Below are 19,304 nucleotides of genomic sequence, written 5' to 3' on the forward strand. Positions count from 1 at the left end.
ATGAACCGATTTATTCTGACGGATCCAGAAAAATGTATCGGGTGCCGCACCTGTGAGGTGGCGTGCATGATGTCGCATCAAAGCAGCGCCACGCCAGAAGCGTTTACGTCACGGATCCGCGTGGTTAAGGGGGGAACCTTCACTACGGCGGTGGGCTGCCACCAGTGTGAAGATGCGCCCTGCGCGAATGTCTGCCCGACGGGGGCCATTCACCGCGCTGCGGGAGCCTGGCTCGTTGAGCAGGCTCGCTGTATCGGCTGCAAAAGCTGTATGGTGGCGTGCCCGTTCGGGGCAATGCAGGTTCGGGTCGTGGAAGATCGCGTTCAGGCGCTGAAATGTGATTTGTGCGCGCATCGCGAGGGCGGTCCCGCCTGCGTCGAAGCCTGTCCCACCCACGCGCTGCGCTGCATAGACCCCGCAAGATTACGCGCGGAACGGCTGCGTAATCTGGCCTGAGGTTTTATTAACCGGCCTCGCGCCAGGCGTTCTCAATCTCTTCGGCGAGAATTTTCACACCCGCTTCGATTTTTTCCGGGTCCGGGACGTAGTTCATGCGCATGCACTGGTGCGTGTGCGGCCACGGCTTATCCAGCCCCGGGAAGAAGTAATCCCCTGGCACCATCAGTACGCCACGTTTTTTCAGACGCTGATAAAGCAGCTCTGTCGTAATGGGCAGATCCTTAAACCACAGCCACAGGAAAATTGCCCCTTCCGGTTTATGGATCAGGCAGCGTTCTTCCGGTAAGTAGCGGCGAAGGATGGCGATGGTTTCCTGAACGCGCTGAGAGTAAAACGGCTTAATCACCTCATTCGACAGGCGCAGCAGGTCGTTACGCCTGATCATCTCGCACATCATCGCCGGGCCGATGCCGCCAGGGGAAAGGCTGATAATGCCGTTCATATTGGTAATGGCGGTGATGATTTTCTCGTTAGCAATGATAATGCCGCAGCGGCTGCCCGGCAGGCCCAGCTTGGAGAGGCTCATGCAGAGGATGATGTTCGGGTTCCATAGCGGACGCGCTTCGCTGAAGATGATCCCCGGGAACGGTACGCCATAGGCGTTATCGATCACCAGCGGGATGCCGTGCTGATTCGCCAGCGCATCCAGCTTCATCAGCTCGTCGTCGGTGATCACGTTGCCCGTCGGGTTGGTGGGACGTGATACGCAGATCATGCCCGTCTCTTCACCGATATGCAGATGTTCAAAATCGACGTGATATTTGAACTGGCCCTCTGGCAGCAACTCGATATTCGGACGTGCGGAAACAAACAGGTCTTCTTCGAGGCCGGCATCGGCATAGCCGATATACTCCGGTGCCAGCGGGAACAGCACTTTTTTCGTGGTGCCGTCGGCGCGGCGTCCGGCGAACAGATTGAATAAGTAGAAAAACGCGCTCTGACTGCCGTTTGTCAGTGCAATATTCTGTGGTTCGATATCCCAACCCAGCGCTTCCCGCAGCATTGCCGCCAGAAGCGTCAGTAGTTCTGTTTTACCCTGAGGGCCGTCGTAATTACATAGCGCATCGGTTGCTTTACCGTTTTCCAGCATCTCTGCCAGCAGCGTCTGGAAGTAGGTGTTCATCTCCGGAATTTGAGCCGGGTTTCCGCCACCAAGCATGATAGCGCCTGGGGTGCGCAGCCCGTCGTTGAGGTCCTCCATCAGGCGGGTAATGCCTGAATGGCGGGTAAATTTGTCGCCGAATAGTGAAAACGTCATAGCAGGTGATCTGTCGGGCTTAATATGAAAGGCAGTAACCATAACGCCAGCACCGTGTTGGTGCAAATCGGCGAATGTGGTCGGATTTGTTGTTTTATGTGGTAGGTTTGTATTTGTGTGGTGAATTGTTCTGGTGAATGCCCCTCACACCGGCCCTCTCCCCCTGGGGAGAGGGTTAGGGTGAGGGGGTCTATTGATTACCCGCCCACACCACCATCACCTTATCGCCCTTGTGCTCGCGCACAAAGCCGTAGCCTTCTTTCATCGACAGCGTTGTTTGCTTGCCTTCACCCACCGCCGGATGACGGGCGCGGAACTGCCCCAGAAGCTGCCAGTGGGCGACAGTTAACGCCTGTTTACCCGTGACGTCCTGCCAGTTCATATCCGAACGGGTTCCCTGTAGCGGATCGGAGCCCGTCGGGCCGAATGGACGCTCTGATTCATCGCCGTAATAGATCTGGACGCTTCCCGGTGCCAGCAGCAGTAACTCAGCGGCGCGCTGGCCCCCTTCACGGAACAGACGCGTATCGTGGGAGGAGAGATAGCTCAGCACATTAAAACTTTGCAGCTTTTCTGCCATTTGCTGCCAGGTCAAATCCATATCGGCCAGACAGTCCACCGCTTTCGCCGCCTGCTCCTGATAGTCAAAGTTGATCATCGCATCGAAGCCGTGGCGGTAATAATCGCTCTGCATCACGCCGTGGCCCCAGGATTCACCGGTCATCCAGAATGGCGCATTGTCGAGTTTTTTGTCCGGGTTGGCGGCTTTCCACGCGGCCAGCGCCTGGCTGGCCTGGTTTTTCAGTTGCTGCCAGGCTTCAGGCTCAACGTGCTTAGCGGTATCGACCCGGAAGCCGTCGATGCCGTAGTCACGTACCCACTGGCTGAGCCAGTGGGTCAGGTAATCTCGCGGCGTGAAATTCGTCATCACTTTCGCGTTGGTGTCGGGCTTGTGTTGATAAAAGTTCGGCAAACCTGACGGGATCTTAGATTCCGTTTTCAGATCCGGCAGGAAGGCCAGCGACATGGTCAGATCGTCAAAGCCCGGGTTGTCATAATCACCGATATCGGTACGGATCCATTTTTTACCCCACCATTTTTCCCATGCGGCTTTGTCACTGAAGTTGATGTAATCGTTGAAGCTGTGCCAGCTTTGACCGGCGCCTGGCTTCCAGTCAGTCCAGCGCTCGCCGAGGGTTTTTTTCAGCTCATCGCCCTGCAAATAGAGCGCGCCAAACTGATACTCCTGCATATCTGCAAGCGTCGCATAACCCGCGTGGTTCATGACAATGTCAAACAGGACGCGGATACCGCGCCTGTGCGCGTCGTCGACAAGCTGGCGTAAATCATCTTCGCTGCCCATGTTGGCGTCGAGTTTCGTCCAGTCCTGAGTGTAATAGCCGTGATAGGCGTAGTGGGGGAAATCCCCTTTGGTGCCGCCGCCAACCCAGCCGTGGATTTGCTCCAGCGGTGAGCTTATCCAGAGCGCATTCACGCCGAGTTGCTGAAGGTAATCTAGTTTGCTGGTAAGCCCTTTCAGATCGCCGCCGTGGAAAGTACCAATCTCCTGCATACCGTCTTTATGGCGGCCATAGCTGTTGTCGTTGGTGGGGTCGCCATTTACGAAGCGATCGGTCAGCACGAAATAGACGGTGGCGTTTTGCCAGCTGAATGGCGCGGGTTTGTCCGTCTCGGCGCGCTCAAGCAGCAGCAGGCCATTGCTGTTGGCGGCTGGCTGAAGAATTACTTTGCCGTTTTGAACGGTCGCGGTCTGTTTGCTGTAAAAATCACGCACCACCGTGCCTTCCGGAAAGGTGTTAACGACATCGATCGTGATCGGTTTGCCGTCCCACTTCGGGCACTGGCGGGTAACGTTTGCGACAGGCTGTGGCGCCGCACTTTGTACCGTCAACATCAGCGTCGGCGTTCCCGAGCGCGTATCAATACGCATCTGATAAACGCCGTCACGGAATAACCGCCACTGCGGTGGGGTCCCTTCGCAGGGTTTGAGCGACAGCATCTCGTTGAGTTTAATGGCACCTGTCGGCTGCCAGCACGCGTTATCAAGACTCATCGTCAGCGGGCGGGTACCCTTCGCAAGCGTTGCCTGGCTGGTAAAGACGCCGGTACCTTCAGCGCTAAACGCGTTAAATCCCGGCGATGACCAGTCGGCATGCGCGAATGCGGGTAACATCAGAACAGCTAATGCAGTGCGTTTCATTCCATTTTCCTGTCGCGGCATTTTTGACCAGTGTGCCACTCAGCTCAGGGGAAAAACTCCTCCTCTGAGTCTTTCTGCCAGGAGGACGCGAAGGGATGAGTGATCCCGCGCAAAATTAGGCAGTTATCTGCGATATCGCGCACATTTTTCCAGTGCTGGTGATTTAATGAGCATGTTCCGGATGACATAGTTTCGGAATTGGACTATTTGTATACGTGCTCTTGAGGACTATTTTTGGTATGATTTGAGATTCCGCTCTCAAATTTTTGAAGAAAATAAGGTGTTGGAATGTTTATATCCGACCAGGAGACCTAATGATATCGACTCCCATTCGACGATATGGGGCCGCGATACTCATGTTACTCACCATGGCATTTTCAGGTGAGGTGCTTGCAAAGACGCACGCGGATACAACGAGTAAGAAAGCCCACGTAATAAAGACGACAAGCAGTAAGGTTAGCAGTAAACAAGAGTATTCTCGCAATAGTGCAAAGAGTAGTTCACTTCCTGATTTGCGAAAATACCCTTCCGGGACACCAAGGAAAAAAGCGTTTCTCCGGACGGTAATGCCTTACATTAAAAGTCAAAATGCCGCGATTACTGCGGATCGTAACTGGTTGATTTCCAAACAGTACGATAGCCGCTGGTCGCCGTCTGAGCGCACTCGCCTGAAAGACATCGCCAAACGCTATAAAGTGAAGTGGAGCGGGAACACGCGTCGTGTGCCATGGAACACTCTGTTAGAGCGTGTGGACATTATTCCAGGCAGTATGGTCGCGACAATGGCCGCCGCCGAAAGCGGTTGGGGCACCTCGAAGCTGGCGCGCAACAACAACAATCTGTTTGGCATGAAATGCGCAAAAGGTCGTTGTACTAATGCACCCGGCAAGGTGAAGGGCTATTCACAGTTTGAATCGGTGAAAGATTCCGTGAATGCCTATGTGGTGAACCTGAACACCCATCCGGCCTACTCCTCGTTCCGTAAGTCACGCGCTCAGCTGCGTAAGGCGGATCAGGAAGTAACGGCTACGGCGATGATCCACAAGCTGAAAGGTTATTCCACTCAGGGACAGCGTTATAACAATTACCTGTTCTCCATGTACCAGGATAACCAGCGTCTGATTGCCGCACATATGTAATGAAAAACGCCTTCCACTTGAAGGCGTTCTTTTTTCTAGAGCAGGACTTCACTGTACCGTTCCCGGTACTCCTTCGGCGTGGTGTCATACTCTTTTCTGAACACCGAATAGAAATACTGAAGCGACGGATAGCCGCACATCTGTGAAATCTCGTTGATCGACAGCGAGGTGGAGATCAGCAGACTGCGCGCTTTCTCCAGCTTTTCCGCATGGATCACGGCGTGAATCGTCTCACCGACTTCCTCTTTGAACCGCTTCTCCAGATTCGAACGTGAAATGCCGACCGAATCGAGCACCTGATCGACCTTAATCCCTTTGCAGGCATGATTGCGAATGTAGTGCATCGCCTGAATCACGGCCGGATCGTTTAAGGAGCGGTAGTCAGTTGAGCGACGCTCGACCACGCGAACGGGCGGAACCAGCAGACGCTGGAGCGGCAGGGATTCGTTGTCTAACAGTCTGTGCAGCAGCTTTGCGGCCTGATAGCCCATCTGACGGGTACCCTGAGCCACGGATGAGAGCGCCACGCGCGACAGATAGCGCGTAAGCTCTTCGTTATCAATACCAATCACGCACAGCTTTTCAGGCACCGGAATATGCAAATGTTCGCACACCTGTAATACGTGGCGGGCACGGGCGTCCGTCACGGCGATAATCCCTGTCTGGGGCGGCAGAGTTTGCAGCCAGTCAGCCAGGCGATTTTGTGCGTGCTGCCAGTTTTCTGGCGCGGTTTCCAGCCCCTGATAAACGACGCCGCGATACTTCTCCTGGGCAACCAGCTGGCAGAAGGCATATTCACGCTCCATCGCCCAGCGCTTTCCGCTGGTGGCGGGCAATCCGTAAAACGCAAAACGATGTACGCCTTTCTCCTTTAAATGGAGGAAGGCGGTCTCGACCAGAGCATGGTTATCCGTGGCGATGTAGTGAACGGGGGGGTAATGTTCCGGTGTATGGTAAGAGCCGCCAACGCCCACGATAGGCACGTCGACGCCACTCAGCAACTGTTCAATCACGGGGTCGTCAAAGTCAGCGATGACCCCGTCTCCCAGCCAGTCTTTGATGTTCTCCAGACGGGTACGAAAATCTTCTTCGATGAAAATATCCCATTCGGATTGCGACGCCTGCAAATATTCGCCAACCCCTTCAACCACCTGCCGGTCATAGGCTTTGTTGGCATTGAATAACAACGTAATGCGGTGACGCTTTTCAAACATGGCTCATTTCCCAAATTAGTCACGATAGTGTTATCAGGCGCGCCGCTTGGTGGCAGAGTCCATCCAGACTGCCAGCAAAAGAATGGCACCCTTGACGATATACTGCCAAAACGTCGGCACGTCCATCATACTCATCCCGTTATCCAGCGAAGCCATAATAAATGCGCCCATCACCGCCCCCGCCACGCTGCCAATGCCCCCGGCGAGGCTGGTCCCGCCAATCACGCAGGCGGCGATGGCGTCCAGCTCGGCAATGTTACCCGCAGACGGGGAGCCCGCCCCCAGTCGCGAACTGAGGATCAGCCCCGCGATGGCCACCATCAGGCCGTTGATGGCAAAGACGGCGAGTTTGGTGCGCTCTACGTTAATGCCGGATAAACGCGCGGCTTCCAGGTTGCCGCCGATGGCATAAATACGGCGACCGAATGCGGTACGTGTGGCCATAAACATTCCCCCTAACAGCAACAGCGCCAGCAGCAGAACGGGCGTTGGGACGCCGCGATAATCGTTTAACAGCCAGATGGCCCCCAGCACAATCACCGCAGTAAGCGCCTGACGGCCGACAACCGAGGTTGAGGCAGGCGAGGCCAGCCCCAGCGCCTGGCGACGCATGCGTCCTCGCCATTGCCACGCGACAAACGCCATCAGCCCAACCACGCCGATCGTAAAACCGACGCCATCAGAGAGGTAGCTTTGGCCAATCTGGGACATCGAGGCGCTGGTCGGGGAGACGGTGGTGCCGTTGGTGATCCCAATCAGAATGCCGCGGAAGGCCAGCATCCCCGCTAAGGTGACGATAAACGACGGGACTTTACGGTAGGCCACCCACCAGCCATTCCACGCCCCCAGCAGCAGACCCAGCACCAGCGTGACCGCAATCGTCAGCGGCAGCGGCCAGCCTAGCCAGACGTCAAAAATTGCCGCCACGCCGCCGAGCAGACCCATCATCGATCCTACCGACAGGTCAATTTCCGCTGAGATAATCACAAAGACCATCCCCACCGCCAGGATCCCGGTGATGGCGGTCTGACGCAGCAGGTTAGAGACGTTACGTGCGCTCAAATAGGAGCCATCGGTCATCCAGGTAAAGAACAACATGATCACGATAATGGCGGCAATCATTACAAAAACTTGCAGATTCAGCGATTTAAGTCCTGCGAACGCACCGGGCGTCGGAACAGCGACTTTGATATCAGACGGGTTGCTTTTCGACATGGCGTTCGCTCCTTAAGGCAGCTTCCATCACCTGCTCTTGCGTCAGGTTCTGGTTGTTCAGGTTGGCTTTGAGTTTCCCTTCATGCATGACCAGCACGCGGTCGCTCAGCCCCAGCACTTCAGGCAATTCGGACGAGATAACAATGACGGCAATCCCTTGCTGCACAAGCTGGTTGATCAGCTTGTAGATTTCATACTTCGCGCCGATATCGATCCCGCGGGTGGGTTCGTCCAGAATTAAAATGCGCGGATTAAGCAGCAGGCAGCGCGCCAGAATCGCTTTCTGCTGGTTGCCGCCGCTCAGGCGTCCTATCGCCAGCTCCGGCGAGGAGGTTTTCACCTTAAGCCGGGCAAGCGACTGGAGAATACACTGCTGTTCTGCGGCATCATCCAGGCTGCTCAGCGCGCCGGAAAACTGGCTGAGCGCCGCCAGCGTGATATTTTTTCCCACCGCCATTACCGGCACGATGCCGTCTTTTTTGCGATCTTCTGGCACCATGGCAATGCCCTTAGCAATAGCCTGCTGGCAGTTGTCGATTTTTACCGGCTGACCGTCGATATAAATTTTGCCTTCCCAGCGCCCCGGCCAGACGCCAAAGAGACACTGCACGGCCTCGGTTCTTCCCGCACCCACTAAACCCGCAATGCCGAGAATTTCGCCGCGGTGCAGCGAGAAGGAGAGGTTATCCACGCGCTTGATATGGCGGTTAACGGGATGCCACGCCGTCAGGTTTTCCACGCGCAGGAGCTCTTCGCCGATGGTGTGCGGTTCGTTGGGATACAGCGCGGTGAGTTCGCGACCCACCATCATGGTGATGATGTCATCCTCGCTCATGCCTTCTGCTTCACGCGTGCCGATGTGCTGCCCGTCGCGGATGACGCAGATGGTGTCGGAAATGGCTTTCACCTCATTGAGCTTGTGCGAAATATAGATGCAGGCGATACCGTGGTTTTGCAGATCGCGGATGATATTGAGCAGAACGGCGGTTTCCTGTTCGGTGAGTGAAGCGGTTGGTTCGTCGAGGATCAACAGGCGCACCTGTTTGTTCAGCGCCTTGGCGATCTCCACCAGCTGCTGCTGGCCTAAACCTAAGTCGCCCACGCGCGTATCCGGTGAGATAGCCAGGCTCACCTGAGCCAGCAGTTTTTCGCAGCGCAGCGTCATGGTGTCGTAATCCAGTACGCCGTGGCGTGAGAGTTCGGCACCGAGAAAGATATTTTCCAGCACGGTAAGGTGCTTCACCAGCGCCAGCTCCTGGTGAATGATAGCGATGCCTTTACGTTCGGTATCGCGAATGTGCGTGGCCTGGAGCACCTCACCGGCAAAAACGATTTCGCCCTCGTAGCTGCCGTGCGGGTAGATCCCGCACAACACTTTCATCAGCGTAGATTTTCCCGAGCCATTTTCACCGCACAGCGACATCACTTCGCCGGGATTCAGCCGCAGGCTTACGTTATCGACTGCTTTCACCGCCCCGAAGGCTTTGGTGATGCTTTTCATTTCAAGTAAATAAGACATAACTGCTCCGCATAGCCCAACAGATGAACAGGGCAGGTCAATGCGCCCCTGCCGGGCAGGGGCTGCGCTGGATTACAGTTCACTCTTCTTATGGAAACCGTCTTTCACCACGGTGGCGTCAATATTCTCTTTGTTGACTTCGATAGGGGTAAGCAGGCGAGCAGGTACGTCTTTCAGGCCGTTATTTAACGTCGCGTCTGCTTTAGGTTGCTGGCCATTGCCCAGCTCAACGGCAATTTCGGCGGCCGTATTGGCAAGCTCGGTAATGGGCTTATACACCGTCATGGTCTGGGTACCCGCGATGATGCGTTTTACACCCGCAAGGTCGGCGTCCTGTCCGGAAATAGCGACTTTCCCGGCCAGTCCCTGCGCGCTCAGCGCCTGAATGGCGCCACCCGCAGTGGCATCGTTAGAGGCCACCACCGCATCGATTTTGTTGTTATTTGCGGTCAACGCGTTTTCCATAATTTTCAGCGCGTTTTCCGGTAACCAGCCGTCAGCCCACTGGTCGCCGACGACTTTAATTTTGCCCTCGTCGATATACGGCTTCAGCACTTTCATTTGTCCCTGGCGGAACAGTTTGGCGTTGTTATCCACAGGCGAGCCGCCCATCAGGAAATAATTTCCCTGAGGCACTTTTGCGACCAGGCTTTTAGCCTGTAATTCTCCCACCTTTTCATTGTCGAACGAAATATAATAATCAATATCGGCATTATTAATCATGCGGTCATAAGCCAGGACTTTTATCCCTTCCTGTTTCGCTTCTTTCACCACGTTGCTTAATACCTGGCCGTTATACGGGATAATGACCAGCACATCGACGCCACGGTTGATCATATTCTCGATTTGCGACATTTGCGTCTCTTCGTTGCCGTTAGCGGACTGAACGAACACCTCCGCGCCGAGAGATTCCGCTTTTTTAACAAATATATCGCGATCTTTTTGCCAGCGCTCCAGGCGTAAGTCATCAATCGCCATGCCGATTTTGACCTCTTTGGCATGTCCGGCAAAGCTTGCAAGCAGGAGAGTAGTGCAGAGCGTTAGGGTCAGGTTCTTTATCTTCATAATTATTAGGCCTTTTTGTAGGGGTATGTGTAGCTGAGATAAAAGAAACGTTCACTGCTGAGACGCAGCAAATTTTTAACGTGGAAAGGCCTGCTGGCAATTACAGATTTTTATCTTCTCATTACGATATTTGGTTTATTTCTGAATTTATGACCGCGATCGGATTTTAAAAAGCGTAACCTATTAATTACATTTGATTCTGGAATGCGCGCCGAAAAATAGTTTGTCTGCGCATTATTTTGCGAGCCAGCGCACAATTGCGCATTATCTCAATAGCAGTGTGAAATAACGTAATTGAGCAACCTCCAATGTCTATTCACTATTACTCCAGAAGCAAGACCACGCCGCATACCCTGATTATGGAGCTCAATATGCAAGCTTATTTCGACCAACTCGATCGCGTTCGTTTCGAAGGCACGAAAACGACCAATCCTTTAGCATTTCGTCACTACAACCCGGATGAGCTGGTGCTGGGTAAGCGCATGGAAGATCACTTGCGCTTTGCCGCCTGCTACTGGCACACCTTCTGCTGGAACGGTGCCGATATGTTCGGCGTGGGCTCTTTTGACCGTCCATGGCAACAGCCGGGCGAGGCCATTGAGCTGGCGAAGCGTAAAGCCGACGTCGCGTTCGAGTTCTTCCATAAGCTGAACGTGCCGTACTACTGTTTCCACGATGTGGACGTGTCGCCGGAAGGGGCATCGCTGAAAGAGTATCTGAACAATTTCGCGCAGATGGTCGACGTACTGGCTGAAAAACAGCAGCAAAGCTGCGTGAAGCTGCTCTGGGGTACGGCTAACTGCTTTACCAATCCTCGCTATGGCGCGGGTGCGGCAACCAACCCGGACCCGGAAGTCTTCAGCTGGGCGGCAACCCAGGTCGTGACCGCGATGAACGCCACGCATCAGCTGGGCGGTGAGAACTATGTACTCTGGGGCGGTCGTGAAGGCTATGAAACGCTGCTGAATACCGACCTGCGTCAGGAGCGTGAGCAGATTGGTCGCTTTATGCAGATGGTTGTGGACCACAAACACAAAATCGGTTTCCGCGGCACGCTGCTGATTGAGCCAAAACCACAGGAGCCAACCAAGCATCAGTATGATTATGATGTCGCCACCGTGTATGGCTTCCTGAAGCAGTTTGGTCTGGAAAAAGAGATCAAAGTGAATATTGAGGCTAACCACGCTACCCTGGCGGGCCACTCGTTCCATCACGAAATTGCCTCTGCGATTGCGCTGGGCATCTTCGGCTCTGTCGATGCTAACCGTGGTGATCCACAGCTGGGCTGGGATACCGACCAGTTCCCGAACAGCGTGGAAGAGAATGCGCTGGTGATGTACGAGATCATCAAAGCGGGCGGTTTCACCACCGGCGGCCTGAACTTCGACGCCAAAGTGCGTCGCCAGAGCACCGACAAATACGATCTGTTCTACGGGCATATTGGCGCGATGGACACCATGGCGCTGGCGCTGAAAGTAGCGGCCCGTATGATTGAAGACGGTGAGCTGGATAAGCGCGTGGCGAAGCGCTACAGCGGCTGGAACAGTGAGCTGGGCCAGCAAATTTTGAAAGGTCAGTTATCGCTTGCGGAGATCGCGAAGTACGCTGAACAGCATCAGCTTGCGCCGCAGCATCAGAGCGGCCATCAGGAGCTGCTGGAAAACCTGGTCAATCACTACCTGTTCGATAAATAACAGCATCCAGGCCCGGTAAGCGCAGCGCCACCGGGCATTTCTGTCAAAGGAGTCACCACATGTATATCGGGATCGATCTTGGCACGTCGGGGGTGAAAGCCATCCTGTTAAGCGAGCAGGGCGATGTATTAGCCACGCAGACTGAAAAGTTGCAGGTTTCACGTCCGTATCCGCTATGGTCGGAACAAGATCCGGAGCAGTGGTGGCAGGCGACAGAGCGTGCGATGAAAGCCTTAGGCGAGCAGCACAGCCTGCGCGACGTGAAGGCGCTGGGCATTGCCGGGCAAATGCATGGCGCAACGTTGCTGGATAGTCAGCATCGCGTTCTGCGCCCGGCTATTCTCTGGAACGATGGCCGCTGTGCGGAAGAGTGCGCGATCCTTGAGGAGCGTGTGCCTGCGTCCCGCGAAATTACGGGCAACCTGATGATGCCCGGTTTTACCGCGCCAAAACTCCTGTGGGTGCAGCGTCATGAGCCTGAGATTTTTCGTCAGGTGGCGAAGGTTCTGTTGCCGAAAGACTACCTGCGTTTTCGCATGACGGGGGATTTTGCCAGCGACATGTCTGACGCCGCGGGCACGATGTGGCTCGACGTGGCGAAACGGGACTGGAGCGAGGCGATGCTGGATGCCTGCCAGCTGACGCGCGACCATATGCCTGCGCTGTTTGAAGGCAGTGAAATCACGGGCGCTTTGCAGCCTTCTGTTGCTGAACGCTGGAACATGCCAGCCGTACCTGTCGTCGCCGGCGGCGGCGATAATGCGGCGGGTGCGGTCGGCGTGGGGATGGTCGAGGCAGGGCAGGCCATGCTCTCGCTCGGCACTTCCGGCGTCTATTTTGCCGTCAGTGACGGGTATCGTAGCAACCCGGGAAGCGCCGTACACAGCTTCTGCCACGCGTTGCCGGGTAAATGGCATTTGATGTCGGTGATGCTGAGCGCGGCTTCCTGCCTTGACTGGGCGGCAAAGCTAACCGGAATGGCGGACGTCCCGGCGCTTATCACAGCGGCACAGCAGGCAGATGATAATGCCGGTGCGGTCTGGTTTTTACCGTACCTTTCCGGCGAGCGGACGCCGCATAACAACCCGGAAGCGAAAGGGGTGTTCTTCGGTCTTACCCATCAGCACGGCCCGGCAGAGCTTGCGCGCGCGGTGCTTGAAGGCGTTGGCTATGCTCTGGCGGACGGAATGGATGTCGTGCATGACTGTGGACTGACGCCATCCAGCATTACGTTAATTGGCGGCGGTGCACGAAGCAGCTACTGGCGGCAAATGCTTTCCGATATCAGCGGGTTGCAGCTGGACTATCGTACGGGAGGCGATGTCGGCCCGGCGCTCGGTGCGGCACGGCTGGCGCAAATTGCGCTGAACCCGGATAAACCACTGCACCAGCTTTTGCCCCAGCTACCGCTTGAACGACAGCATCGTCCTGATGCGAAAAATCATGCTCGCTATGCTGAAAGACGAGACGTGTTCCGCAAAATCTATCAGCAGCTTTTGCCGCTAATGTCATAAACAGGAGCCGGGTGGCGATAACGCTTACCCGGCCTACCAGCCTTCAACCGGGTTAGCTTACAAACCTGCGCGTATCGATTCTTTGCAGCAACATTGACAGCAGCAGGCTGACAACCAGCGTAACGGTAAATATCCAGACAATATCCAGCACCGGCCAGCTTTTAAGCTCAACGCCGCGGGTGCGCAGGGCGTGGATCACCAGCGCGTGAAAACCGTAAATGCCCAGCGAGTGGCGAGAGATAAACCCCAGCACCGGAAGCGGGCGGGCATTCAGGGTGTTTTTAACCAGCGTCAGCAGAGAGATCGCGCAGATAAAGACCATCGGCCCGCAGTAGAGATACCAGGTATCGGCAAAGTTGCCGCGCCATTGCAGCTCATGCAGCGTCCCGCGAGAGATAATAAACACACCGACGAGAAACGCGGCTGCGCATAGCCAGTTTATTCCTCGCTTTTGCGTCTCCATCATGCCAATGGCGCGCCCCAGCATGCCGTACAGCACGTAATAAAATGTATCCCCGGTGATATAGAGGTTAACGGGCAGCCATTCAAAGCCATCAATTTTCTGTGAAACGGTATTCGGGTTGGCCACGATCCCGATTATTACCATCAAGGCCAGCAGCATTTTACCGCTGACGTTTTTTACCTGAATTAACGGTGACACCAGATAGATAACGATTATCGCGAAGAAAAACCACAGATGATAGAACACAGGTTTTTGCAACAAATTGAGCAGGGAACGTTCAGCGTTAATTGAAGTGAACAGGATGATATAGAGCAGCGAAATGGCGCTGTAAAACAGCAGACAGGAGACAATACGGATGAAATGTCTTGGCTGCGCGCTACGCTCGCCAAAAAAGAGAAAACCGGAAATCATAAAGAACAGCGGGACGCTCACGCGGGAGGCCGAGTTCAGAATATTGGCGACATCCCAGTTAACAGGGCTGATACTGTGCGCGTTCGTGACATACCAGGTCGTTGTGTGGATCATCACCACCATCAGACAGGCTATTCCCCGCAGGTTATCAATCCAGTTAATTTTTGACTGCATCAGTTCCTCTGTATTCCTGATAAAAAAAGTGTGACTGCGATTGTGTAAAACTTTTCCCTTGGAAAATTCTGAGTTTAGCCAGGCTAACTTGTAGGGAGCTGGCGAGATTCGCAGAATGACGGACTTTAATCTATAAACGTGTTGCTACTAAAAATAACAGCCACTGACCAGGGCGGTAATAAAAATGATGATGAAGCGTGGGGTGTCACTCTTTCTGCTGCTCTTATTAACAGGATGCAGTGCTTCTGAGGAGATACCTGTCCAAAAAGCGCAGCAGGGGAAAATGAGCCCGGAGCGTTCCCTGAATATGGAACAGCTGTGCAGGGATCAGGCGGCTCACCGCTATAATTCCGAAGCACAGAAAATTCATATAAACGGCTTCGAGCGCTTTCAGGGCAGCTATGAACTGAAAGGCTATACGGCGCGTAAAGAGGGCTTTGTCTGCTCTTTTGATGCAGACGGCCAGTTTTTACATCTCTCAATGCGTTAAATTGCTCGTATAAGCAGCAACCAGAGCCTTCGCAGGTTCTGGCTGTAGGGCTTATTCCCCAATTTTCCCTAAACAACCCCGTTTCGTACTGTATATCTTGCAGCCAGCGGGTATACTGATCCCTTCCATTTAAAACCACACGTATCCAGCACGAAATACTATGCAAAAGTTTGATACCAAGACCTTCCAGGGCCTGATCCTGACCTTACAGGATTACTGGGCTCGTCAGGGCTGCACCATTGTTCAACCTTTGGACATGGAAGTTGGCGCAGGCACCTCACACCCGATGACCAGCCTGCGCGCGTTAGGGCCAGAGCCAATGGCGACCGCCTATGTGCAGCCATCCCGTCGTCCGACCGATGGCCGTTACGGCGAAAACCCGAACCGTTTGCAGCACTACTATCAGTTCCAGGTGGTGATTAAGCCATCACCCGACAACATTCAGGAACTGTACCTCGGGTCACTGAAAGAGCTGGGTATGGATCCAACCATTCACGACATTCGTTTCGTGGAAGATAACTGGGAAAACCCAACGCTGGGTGCCTGGGGTCTGGGTTGGGAAGTGTGGCTGAACGGCATGGAAGTGACCCAGTTCACTTACTTCCAGCAGGTTGGCGGTCTGGAATGTAAACCGATTACCGGCGAAATCACCTATGGTCTGGAACGTCTGGCCATGTACATTCAGGGCGTAGACAGCGTTTACGACCTGGTCTGGAGCGACGGCCCGCTGGGTAAAACCACCTACGGCGACGTGTTCCATCAGAACGAAGTGGAGCAATCCACCTATAACTTCGAATACGCGGACGTGGACTTCCTGTTCACCTGCTTCGAGCAGTACGAGAAAGAAGCCCAGCAGCTGCTGGCGCTGGAGACTCCGCTGCCGCTGCCTGCCTACGAGCGTATTCTGAAGGCTGCCCACAGCTTCAACCTGCTGGATGCCCGCAAAGCGATCTCCGTGACTGAACGTCAGCGCTACATTCTGCGTATTCGTACCCTGACCAAAGCCGTTGCAGAAGCTTACTACGCGTCCCGTGAAGCCCTTGGCTTCCCGATGTGCAACCGAAACAAATAAGAGGCGGCCATGTCTGAGAAAACTTTCCTGGTGGAAATCGGCACTGAAGAGCTGCCACCAAAAGCCCTGCGCAGCCTGGCTGAATCTTTCGCTGCGAACGTCACTGCTGAGCTGGATAACGCTGGCCTGGCGCACGGTAAAATTGAGTGGTTTGCTGCGCCGCGTCGTCTGGCGCTGAAAGTGGCAAACCTGGCGGCGTCCCAGCCGGATCGCGAAGTTGAAAAACGTGGCCCGGCCATTGCTCAGGCGTTCGACGCGGAAGGCAAGCCGAGCAAAGCGGCAGAAGGCTGGGCGCGCGGCTGCGGCATCACCGTTGATCAGGCTGAGCGTCTGACCACCGACAAAGGTGAATGGCTGCTGTACCGTGCCCATGTGAAAGGCGAAAGCGCCGAAGCGCTGCTGCCTGACATGATCGCGACCTCGCTGGCAAAATTGCCGATTCCTAAGCTGATGCGCTGGGGCGCGTCCGACGTACACTTTGTGCGTCCGGTTCACACCGTGACCCTGCTGCTGGGCGATACCGTTATCCCGGCGACCATTCTGGGCGTGGCGTCCGATCGCGTGATCCGCGGCCATCGCTTTATGGGCGAGTCGGAGTTCACTATCGACAATGCTGACCAGTACCCGCAGATCCTGCTGGAGCGCGGCAAGGTCATTGCTGACTACGAACAGCGTAAAGCCAAAATCAAAGCGGACGCAGAAGACGCGGCGCGCAAAATTGGCGGTAATGCTGATCTGAGCGACAGCCTGCTGGAAGAGGTGACCTCGCTGGTCGAATGGCCAGTTGTACTGACCGCGAAATTCGAAGAGAAATTCCTGGCCGTTCCGGCAGAAGCGCTGGTTTACACCATGAAGGGTGACCAGAAGTACTTCCCGGTTTACGCCAACGACGGCAAGCTGCTGCCAAACTTCATCTTCGTGGCGAACATCGAATCGAAAGATCCGAGCCAGATTATCTCCGGTAACGAGAAAGTGGTGCGTCCGCGTCTGGCGGATGCCGAGTTCTTCTTCAATACCGACCGTAAAAAACGACTGGAAGACAACCTGCCGCGTCTGCAAACCGTACTGTTCCAGCAGCAGCTGGGTACGCTACGCGACAAGACCGACCGTATCGCGGAGCTGTCCGGCTGGATTGCCCGTGAAATTGGCGCCGACGTTAACCACGCTACCCGCGCAGGCCTGCTCTCCAAGTGCGACCTGATGACCAACATGGTGTTCGAATTTACCGACACCCAGGGCGTGATGGGCATGCACTACGCGCGTCACGATGGCGAAGCGGAAGACGTGGCGGTAGCGCTGAACGAGCAGTATCAGCCGCGCTTTGCCGGTGACGATCTGCCGTCTAACCCGGTTGCCTGCGCTGTGGCGATTGCCGATAAGATGGACACCCTGGCGGGTATCTTCGGTATCGGTCAGCATCCGAAAGGCGATAAAGACCCGTTTGCGCTGCGTCGTGCTGCGCTGGGCGTGCTGCGAATCATCGTAGAGAAGAACCTCAACCTCGATCTGCAAACGCTGACCGAAGAAGCGGTACGTCTGTACGGCGATAAGCTGACCAACGCGAAGGTTGTGGATGATGTTATCGACTTTATGCTCGGTCGTTTCCGCGCGTGGTATCAGGACGAAGGTTACTCCGTTGATACCATTCAGGCGGTGCTGGCGCGTCGTCCGACCCGTCCGGCAGATTTCGATGCGCGTATGAAAGCGGTATCCCACTTCCGTACGCTGGAAGCGGCGTCTGCGCTGGCCGCGGCCAACAAGCGCGTATCCAACATCCTCGCGAAATCCGACGAGACTCTGAACGAGCGCGTCAACGCTGCAACCCTGAAAGAGCCGGAAGAGATTTCTCTGGCGATGCAGGTTGTGGTGCTGCGCGACAAGCTGGAGCCGTACTTCGCGGAAGGTCGCTACCAGGAAGCGCTGGTGGAGCTGGCGGAGCTGCGTGACGTCATCGACGCCTTCTTCGAGAAGGTGATGGTGAACGTGGAAGATAAAGAGCTGCGGATTAACCGTCTCTCGATGCTTGAGAAACTGCGTGAGTTGTTCCTGCGCGTGGCGGACATTTCGCTGCTGCAATAACGTAAAAAACCCGCCCCTGACAGGCGGGAAGAACGGCAACTAAACTTTTTCTCTTCGTAGGCCGGGAAAGCGTAGCGCCTCCCGGCAAAAGCCCGATGGCGCGATGCTTATCGGGCCTACGTTACTTTGAGATACTTTTCCTTATTTACACCCTCTCAAACACCGTCGCGATCCCCTGACCTAACCCGATACACATCGTTGCCAGACCAAACTGGGCATCTTTGCGTTCCATCAGGTTAATCAGCGTGGTACTGATACGCGCCCCGGAGCAGCCCAGCGGGTGACCGAGGGCGATCGCGCCGCCGTTGAGGTTAATCTTCTCGTCGATCTGATCCATCAGTCCCAGATCTTTAATGCACGGCAGGATCTGCGCGGCGAACGCTTCGTTCATCTCAAAGAGGTCGATATCACTTGCGCTCAGCCCCGCTTTTTTCAGCGCCAGTTTTGACGCCGGAACCGGACCGTAACCCATGATGGAAGGATCGCAGCCCACGACCGCCATCGAACGCACGCGGGCGCGTGGCGTCAGGCCTAATTCGCGGGCGCGGCTTTCGCTCATCACCAGCATCGCGGCGGCGCCGTCGGACAGGGCGGACGAGGTGCCCGCCGTTACCGTGCCGGTGACCGGATCAAACGCCGGACGCAGGGTAGAAAGCGCTTCGACCGTGGTTTCCGGGCGGATAACTTCGTCGTAGCTGAACTGCTTCAGTACGCCGTCTGCGTCGTGACCGCCGGTTGGGATGATCTCATTCTTAAAGGCACCAGACTGCGTGGCGGCCCAGGCGCGGGCATGCGAGCGTGCGGCAAACGCATCCTGCATCTCACGGCAGATGCCGTGCAGACGGGAGAGCATCTCGGCGGTCAGGCCCATCATACCGGCGGCTTTCGCCACGTTGCGGCTCATGCCTGGATGGAAATCGACCCCGTGGCTCATTGGCACGTGGCCCATGTGCTCCACGCCGCCCACCAGACAGGCCTGCGCATCGCCGGTCATGATCATCCGTGCCGCGTCGTGCAGCGCCTGCATCGACGAACCGCAAAGACGGTTGACGGTGACGGCCGGAACCGAATGCGGGATCTCCGCCAGCAGGGACGCGTTACGGGCAATGTTGAAGCCCTGCTCCAGCGTCTGCTGGACGCAGCCCCAGTAGATATCGTCCAGCGCTGCTGGGTCCAGCGCCGGGTTACGCGCCAGCAGGCTACGCATCAGGTGCGCGGAGAGGTCTTCCGCGCGCACGTTACGGAACGCACCGCCTTTTGAACGGCCCATCGGGGTGCGAATCGCATCAACAATGACAACCTTTTCCATTGTGACTC

15 protein-coding genes are annotated in these 19,304 nt (G+C 55.5%); 7 read left to right on the forward strand and 8 right to left on the reverse strand.

What is annotated here, in order from left to right; genetic code table 11:
• The gene (locus SK58_RS02955) at nt 1-456 is read left to right on the forward strand and encodes a 4Fe-4S dicluster domain-containing protein (RefSeq protein WP_032620465.1); all 456 of its coding nucleotides are present in this window, start codon (nt 1-3) and stop codon (nt 454-456) included.
• 7 nt (nt 457-463) lie between these two features.
• On the opposite strand, the gene avtA is transcribed toward SK58_RS02955, so the two are convergent.
• Complete coding sequence (avtA, locus tag SK58_RS02960) at nt 464-1,717, reverse strand: valine--pyruvate transaminase (RefSeq protein ID WP_015572749.1); 1,254 nt, start codon at nt 1,715-1,717, stop codon at nt 464-466.
• 190 nt (nt 1,718-1,907) lie between these two features.
• The gene (locus SK58_RS02965) at nt 1,908-3,938 is read right to left on the reverse strand and encodes an alpha-amylase (RefSeq protein ID WP_048219338.1); all 2,031 of its coding nucleotides are present in this window, start codon (nt 3,936-3,938) and stop codon (nt 1,908-1,910) included.
• A 314-nt stretch (nt 3,939-4,252) separates the two neighbouring features.
• On the opposite strand from SK58_RS02965, the gene SK58_RS02970 reads away from it, so the two are divergent.
• Nucleotides 4,253-5,077 carry a protein bax gene (locus tag SK58_RS02970; protein ID WP_023295596.1) on the forward strand — a complete coding sequence of 275 codons (825 nt, stop codon included), beginning with the start codon at nt 4,253-4,255 and terminating at the stop codon, nt 5,075-5,077.
• A gap of 35 nt (nt 5,078-5,112) precedes the next feature.
• On the opposite strand, the gene xylR is transcribed toward SK58_RS02970, so the two are convergent.
• From xylR to xylF, 4 genes are all read right to left on the reverse strand, one after another.
• On the reverse strand, nt 5,113-6,291 hold the full coding sequence (xylR, locus tag SK58_RS02975; RefSeq protein ID WP_003860152.1) for a D-xylose utilization transcriptional activator XylR: 1,179 nt from the start codon (nt 6,289-6,291) through the stop codon (nt 5,113-5,115).
• 33 nt (nt 6,292-6,324) lie between these two features.
• Complete coding sequence (xylH, locus tag SK58_RS02980; protein WP_003860151.1) at nt 6,325-7,506, reverse strand: xylose ABC transporter permease XylH; 1,182 nt, start codon at nt 7,504-7,506, stop codon at nt 6,325-6,327.
• Nucleotides 7,484-9,025: a xylose ABC transporter ATP-binding protein gene (locus SK58_RS02985; protein WP_015572746.1), complete on the reverse strand. Its 1,542-nt coding sequence runs from the start codon at nt 9,023-9,025 to the stop codon at nt 7,484-7,486. The genes xylH and SK58_RS02985 overlap by 23 nt, the downstream gene beginning before the upstream one ends.
• 72 nt (nt 9,026-9,097) lie before the next feature.
• Entirely contained in the window at nt 9,098-10,090 is a 993-nt protein-coding gene (gene xylF, locus SK58_RS02990) for a D-xylose ABC transporter substrate-binding protein (RefSeq protein ID WP_006808602.1), read from the reverse strand.
• A gap of 371 nt (nt 10,091-10,461) precedes the next feature.
• On the opposite strand from xylF, the gene xylA reads away from it, so the two are divergent.
• The gene (gene xylA / locus SK58_RS02995; RefSeq protein WP_048220425.1) at nt 10,462-11,784 is read left to right on the forward strand and encodes a xylose isomerase; all 1,323 of its coding nucleotides are present in this window, start codon (nt 10,462-10,464) and stop codon (nt 11,782-11,784) included.
• Nucleotides 11,785-11,843: 59 nt separating this feature from the next.
• The gene (xylB, locus tag SK58_RS03000; RefSeq protein WP_032669007.1) at nt 11,844-13,298 is read left to right on the forward strand and encodes a xylulokinase; all 1,455 of its coding nucleotides are present in this window, start codon (nt 11,844-11,846) and stop codon (nt 13,296-13,298) included.
• Nucleotides 13,299-13,350: 52 nt separating this feature from the next.
• On the opposite strand, the gene SK58_RS03005 is transcribed toward xylB, so the two are convergent.
• Complete coding sequence (locus tag SK58_RS03005; RefSeq protein WP_023304607.1) at nt 13,351-14,346, reverse strand: acyltransferase; 996 nt, start codon at nt 14,344-14,346, stop codon at nt 13,351-13,353.
• 184 nt (nt 14,347-14,530) lie between these two features.
• Here SK58_RS03005 and SK58_RS03010 point away from each other — a divergent pair, with 184 nt between their 5' ends.
• The 3 genes from SK58_RS03010 (at nt 14,531) to glyS (ending at nt 17,987) form a co-directional block, all read left to right on the forward strand.
• Nucleotides 14,531-14,836, forward strand: a complete 306-nt coding sequence (locus SK58_RS03010) for a YsaB family lipoprotein (protein WP_017693801.1) — start codon at nt 14,531-14,533, stop codon at nt 14,834-14,836.
• A gap of 160 nt (nt 14,837-14,996) precedes the next feature.
• Entirely contained in the window at nt 14,997-15,908 is a 912-nt protein-coding gene (glyQ, locus tag SK58_RS03015; protein ID WP_003860141.1) for a glycine--tRNA ligase subunit alpha, read from the forward strand.
• Nucleotides 15,909-15,917: 9 nt separating this feature from the next.
• A complete protein-coding gene (gene glyS / locus SK58_RS03020) occupies nt 15,918-17,987 on the forward strand; it encodes a glycine--tRNA ligase subunit beta (protein WP_015572740.1) in 2,070 nt (689 codons plus the stop codon).
• 145 nt (nt 17,988-18,132) lie between these two features.
• On the opposite strand, the gene fadA is transcribed toward glyS, so the two are convergent.
• Nucleotides 18,133-19,296, reverse strand: coding sequence for an acetyl-CoA C-acyltransferase FadA (gene fadA / locus SK58_RS03025; RefSeq protein ID WP_048219340.1), 1,164 nt, complete (start codon nt 19,294-19,296; stop codon nt 18,133-18,135).
• Between the last annotated feature and the right edge of the window lie 8 nt (nt 19,297-19,304).

This window comes from Enterobacter sp. BIDMC93 (assembly GCF_001037805.1).
In the GTDB taxonomy this organism is placed as follows: Bacteria; Pseudomonadota; Gammaproteobacteria; order Enterobacterales; family Enterobacteriaceae; genus Enterobacter; species Enterobacter hormaechei_C.

Coding starts and splice junctions, on each gene's coding strand:
- SK58_RS02970 (WP_023295596.1), top strand. CDS start 4,253: ATGATATCGACTCCCATTCGACGATATGGGGCCGCGATACTCATGTTA.
- fadA (WP_048219340.1), bottom strand. CDS start 19,296: ATGGAAAAGGTTGTCATTGTTGATGCGATTCGCACCCCGATGGGCCGT.
- SK58_RS02985 (WP_015572746.1), bottom strand. CDS start 9,025: ATGTCTTATTTACTTGAAATGAAAAGCATCACCAAAGCCTTCGGGGCG.
- avtA (WP_015572749.1), bottom strand. CDS start 1,717: ATGACGTTTTCACTATTCGGCGACAAATTTACCCGCCATTCAGGCATT.
- xylB (WP_032669007.1), top strand. CDS start 11,844: ATGTATATCGGGATCGATCTTGGCACGTCGGGGGTGAAAGCCATCCTG.
- xylF (WP_006808602.1), bottom strand. CDS start 10,090: ATGAAGATAAAGAACCTGACCCTAACGCTCTGCACTACTCTCCTGCTT.
- xylH (WP_003860151.1), bottom strand. CDS start 7,506: ATGTCGAAAAGCAACCCGTCTGATATCAAAGTCGCTGTTCCGACGCCC.
- SK58_RS03010 (WP_017693801.1), top strand. CDS start 14,531: ATGATGATGAAGCGTGGGGTGTCACTCTTTCTGCTGCTCTTATTAACA.
- SK58_RS03005 (WP_023304607.1), bottom strand. CDS start 14,346: ATGCAGTCAAAAATTAACTGGATTGATAACCTGCGGGGAATAGCCTGT.
- glyS (WP_015572740.1), top strand. CDS start 15,918: ATGTCTGAGAAAACTTTCCTGGTGGAAATCGGCACTGAAGAGCTGCCA.
- xylA (WP_048220425.1), top strand. CDS start 10,462: ATGCAAGCTTATTTCGACCAACTCGATCGCGTTCGTTTCGAAGGCACG.
- SK58_RS02965 (WP_048219338.1), bottom strand. CDS start 3,938: ATGAAACGCACTGCATTAGCTGTTCTGATGTTACCCGCATTCGCGCAT.
- glyQ (WP_003860141.1), top strand. CDS start 14,997: ATGCAAAAGTTTGATACCAAGACCTTCCAGGGCCTGATCCTGACCTTA.
- SK58_RS02955 (WP_032620465.1), top strand. CDS start 1: ATGAACCGATTTATTCTGACGGATCCAGAAAAATGTATCGGGTGCCGC.
- xylR (WP_003860152.1), bottom strand. CDS start 6,291: ATGTTTGAAAAGCGTCACCGCATTACGTTGTTATTCAATGCCAACAAA.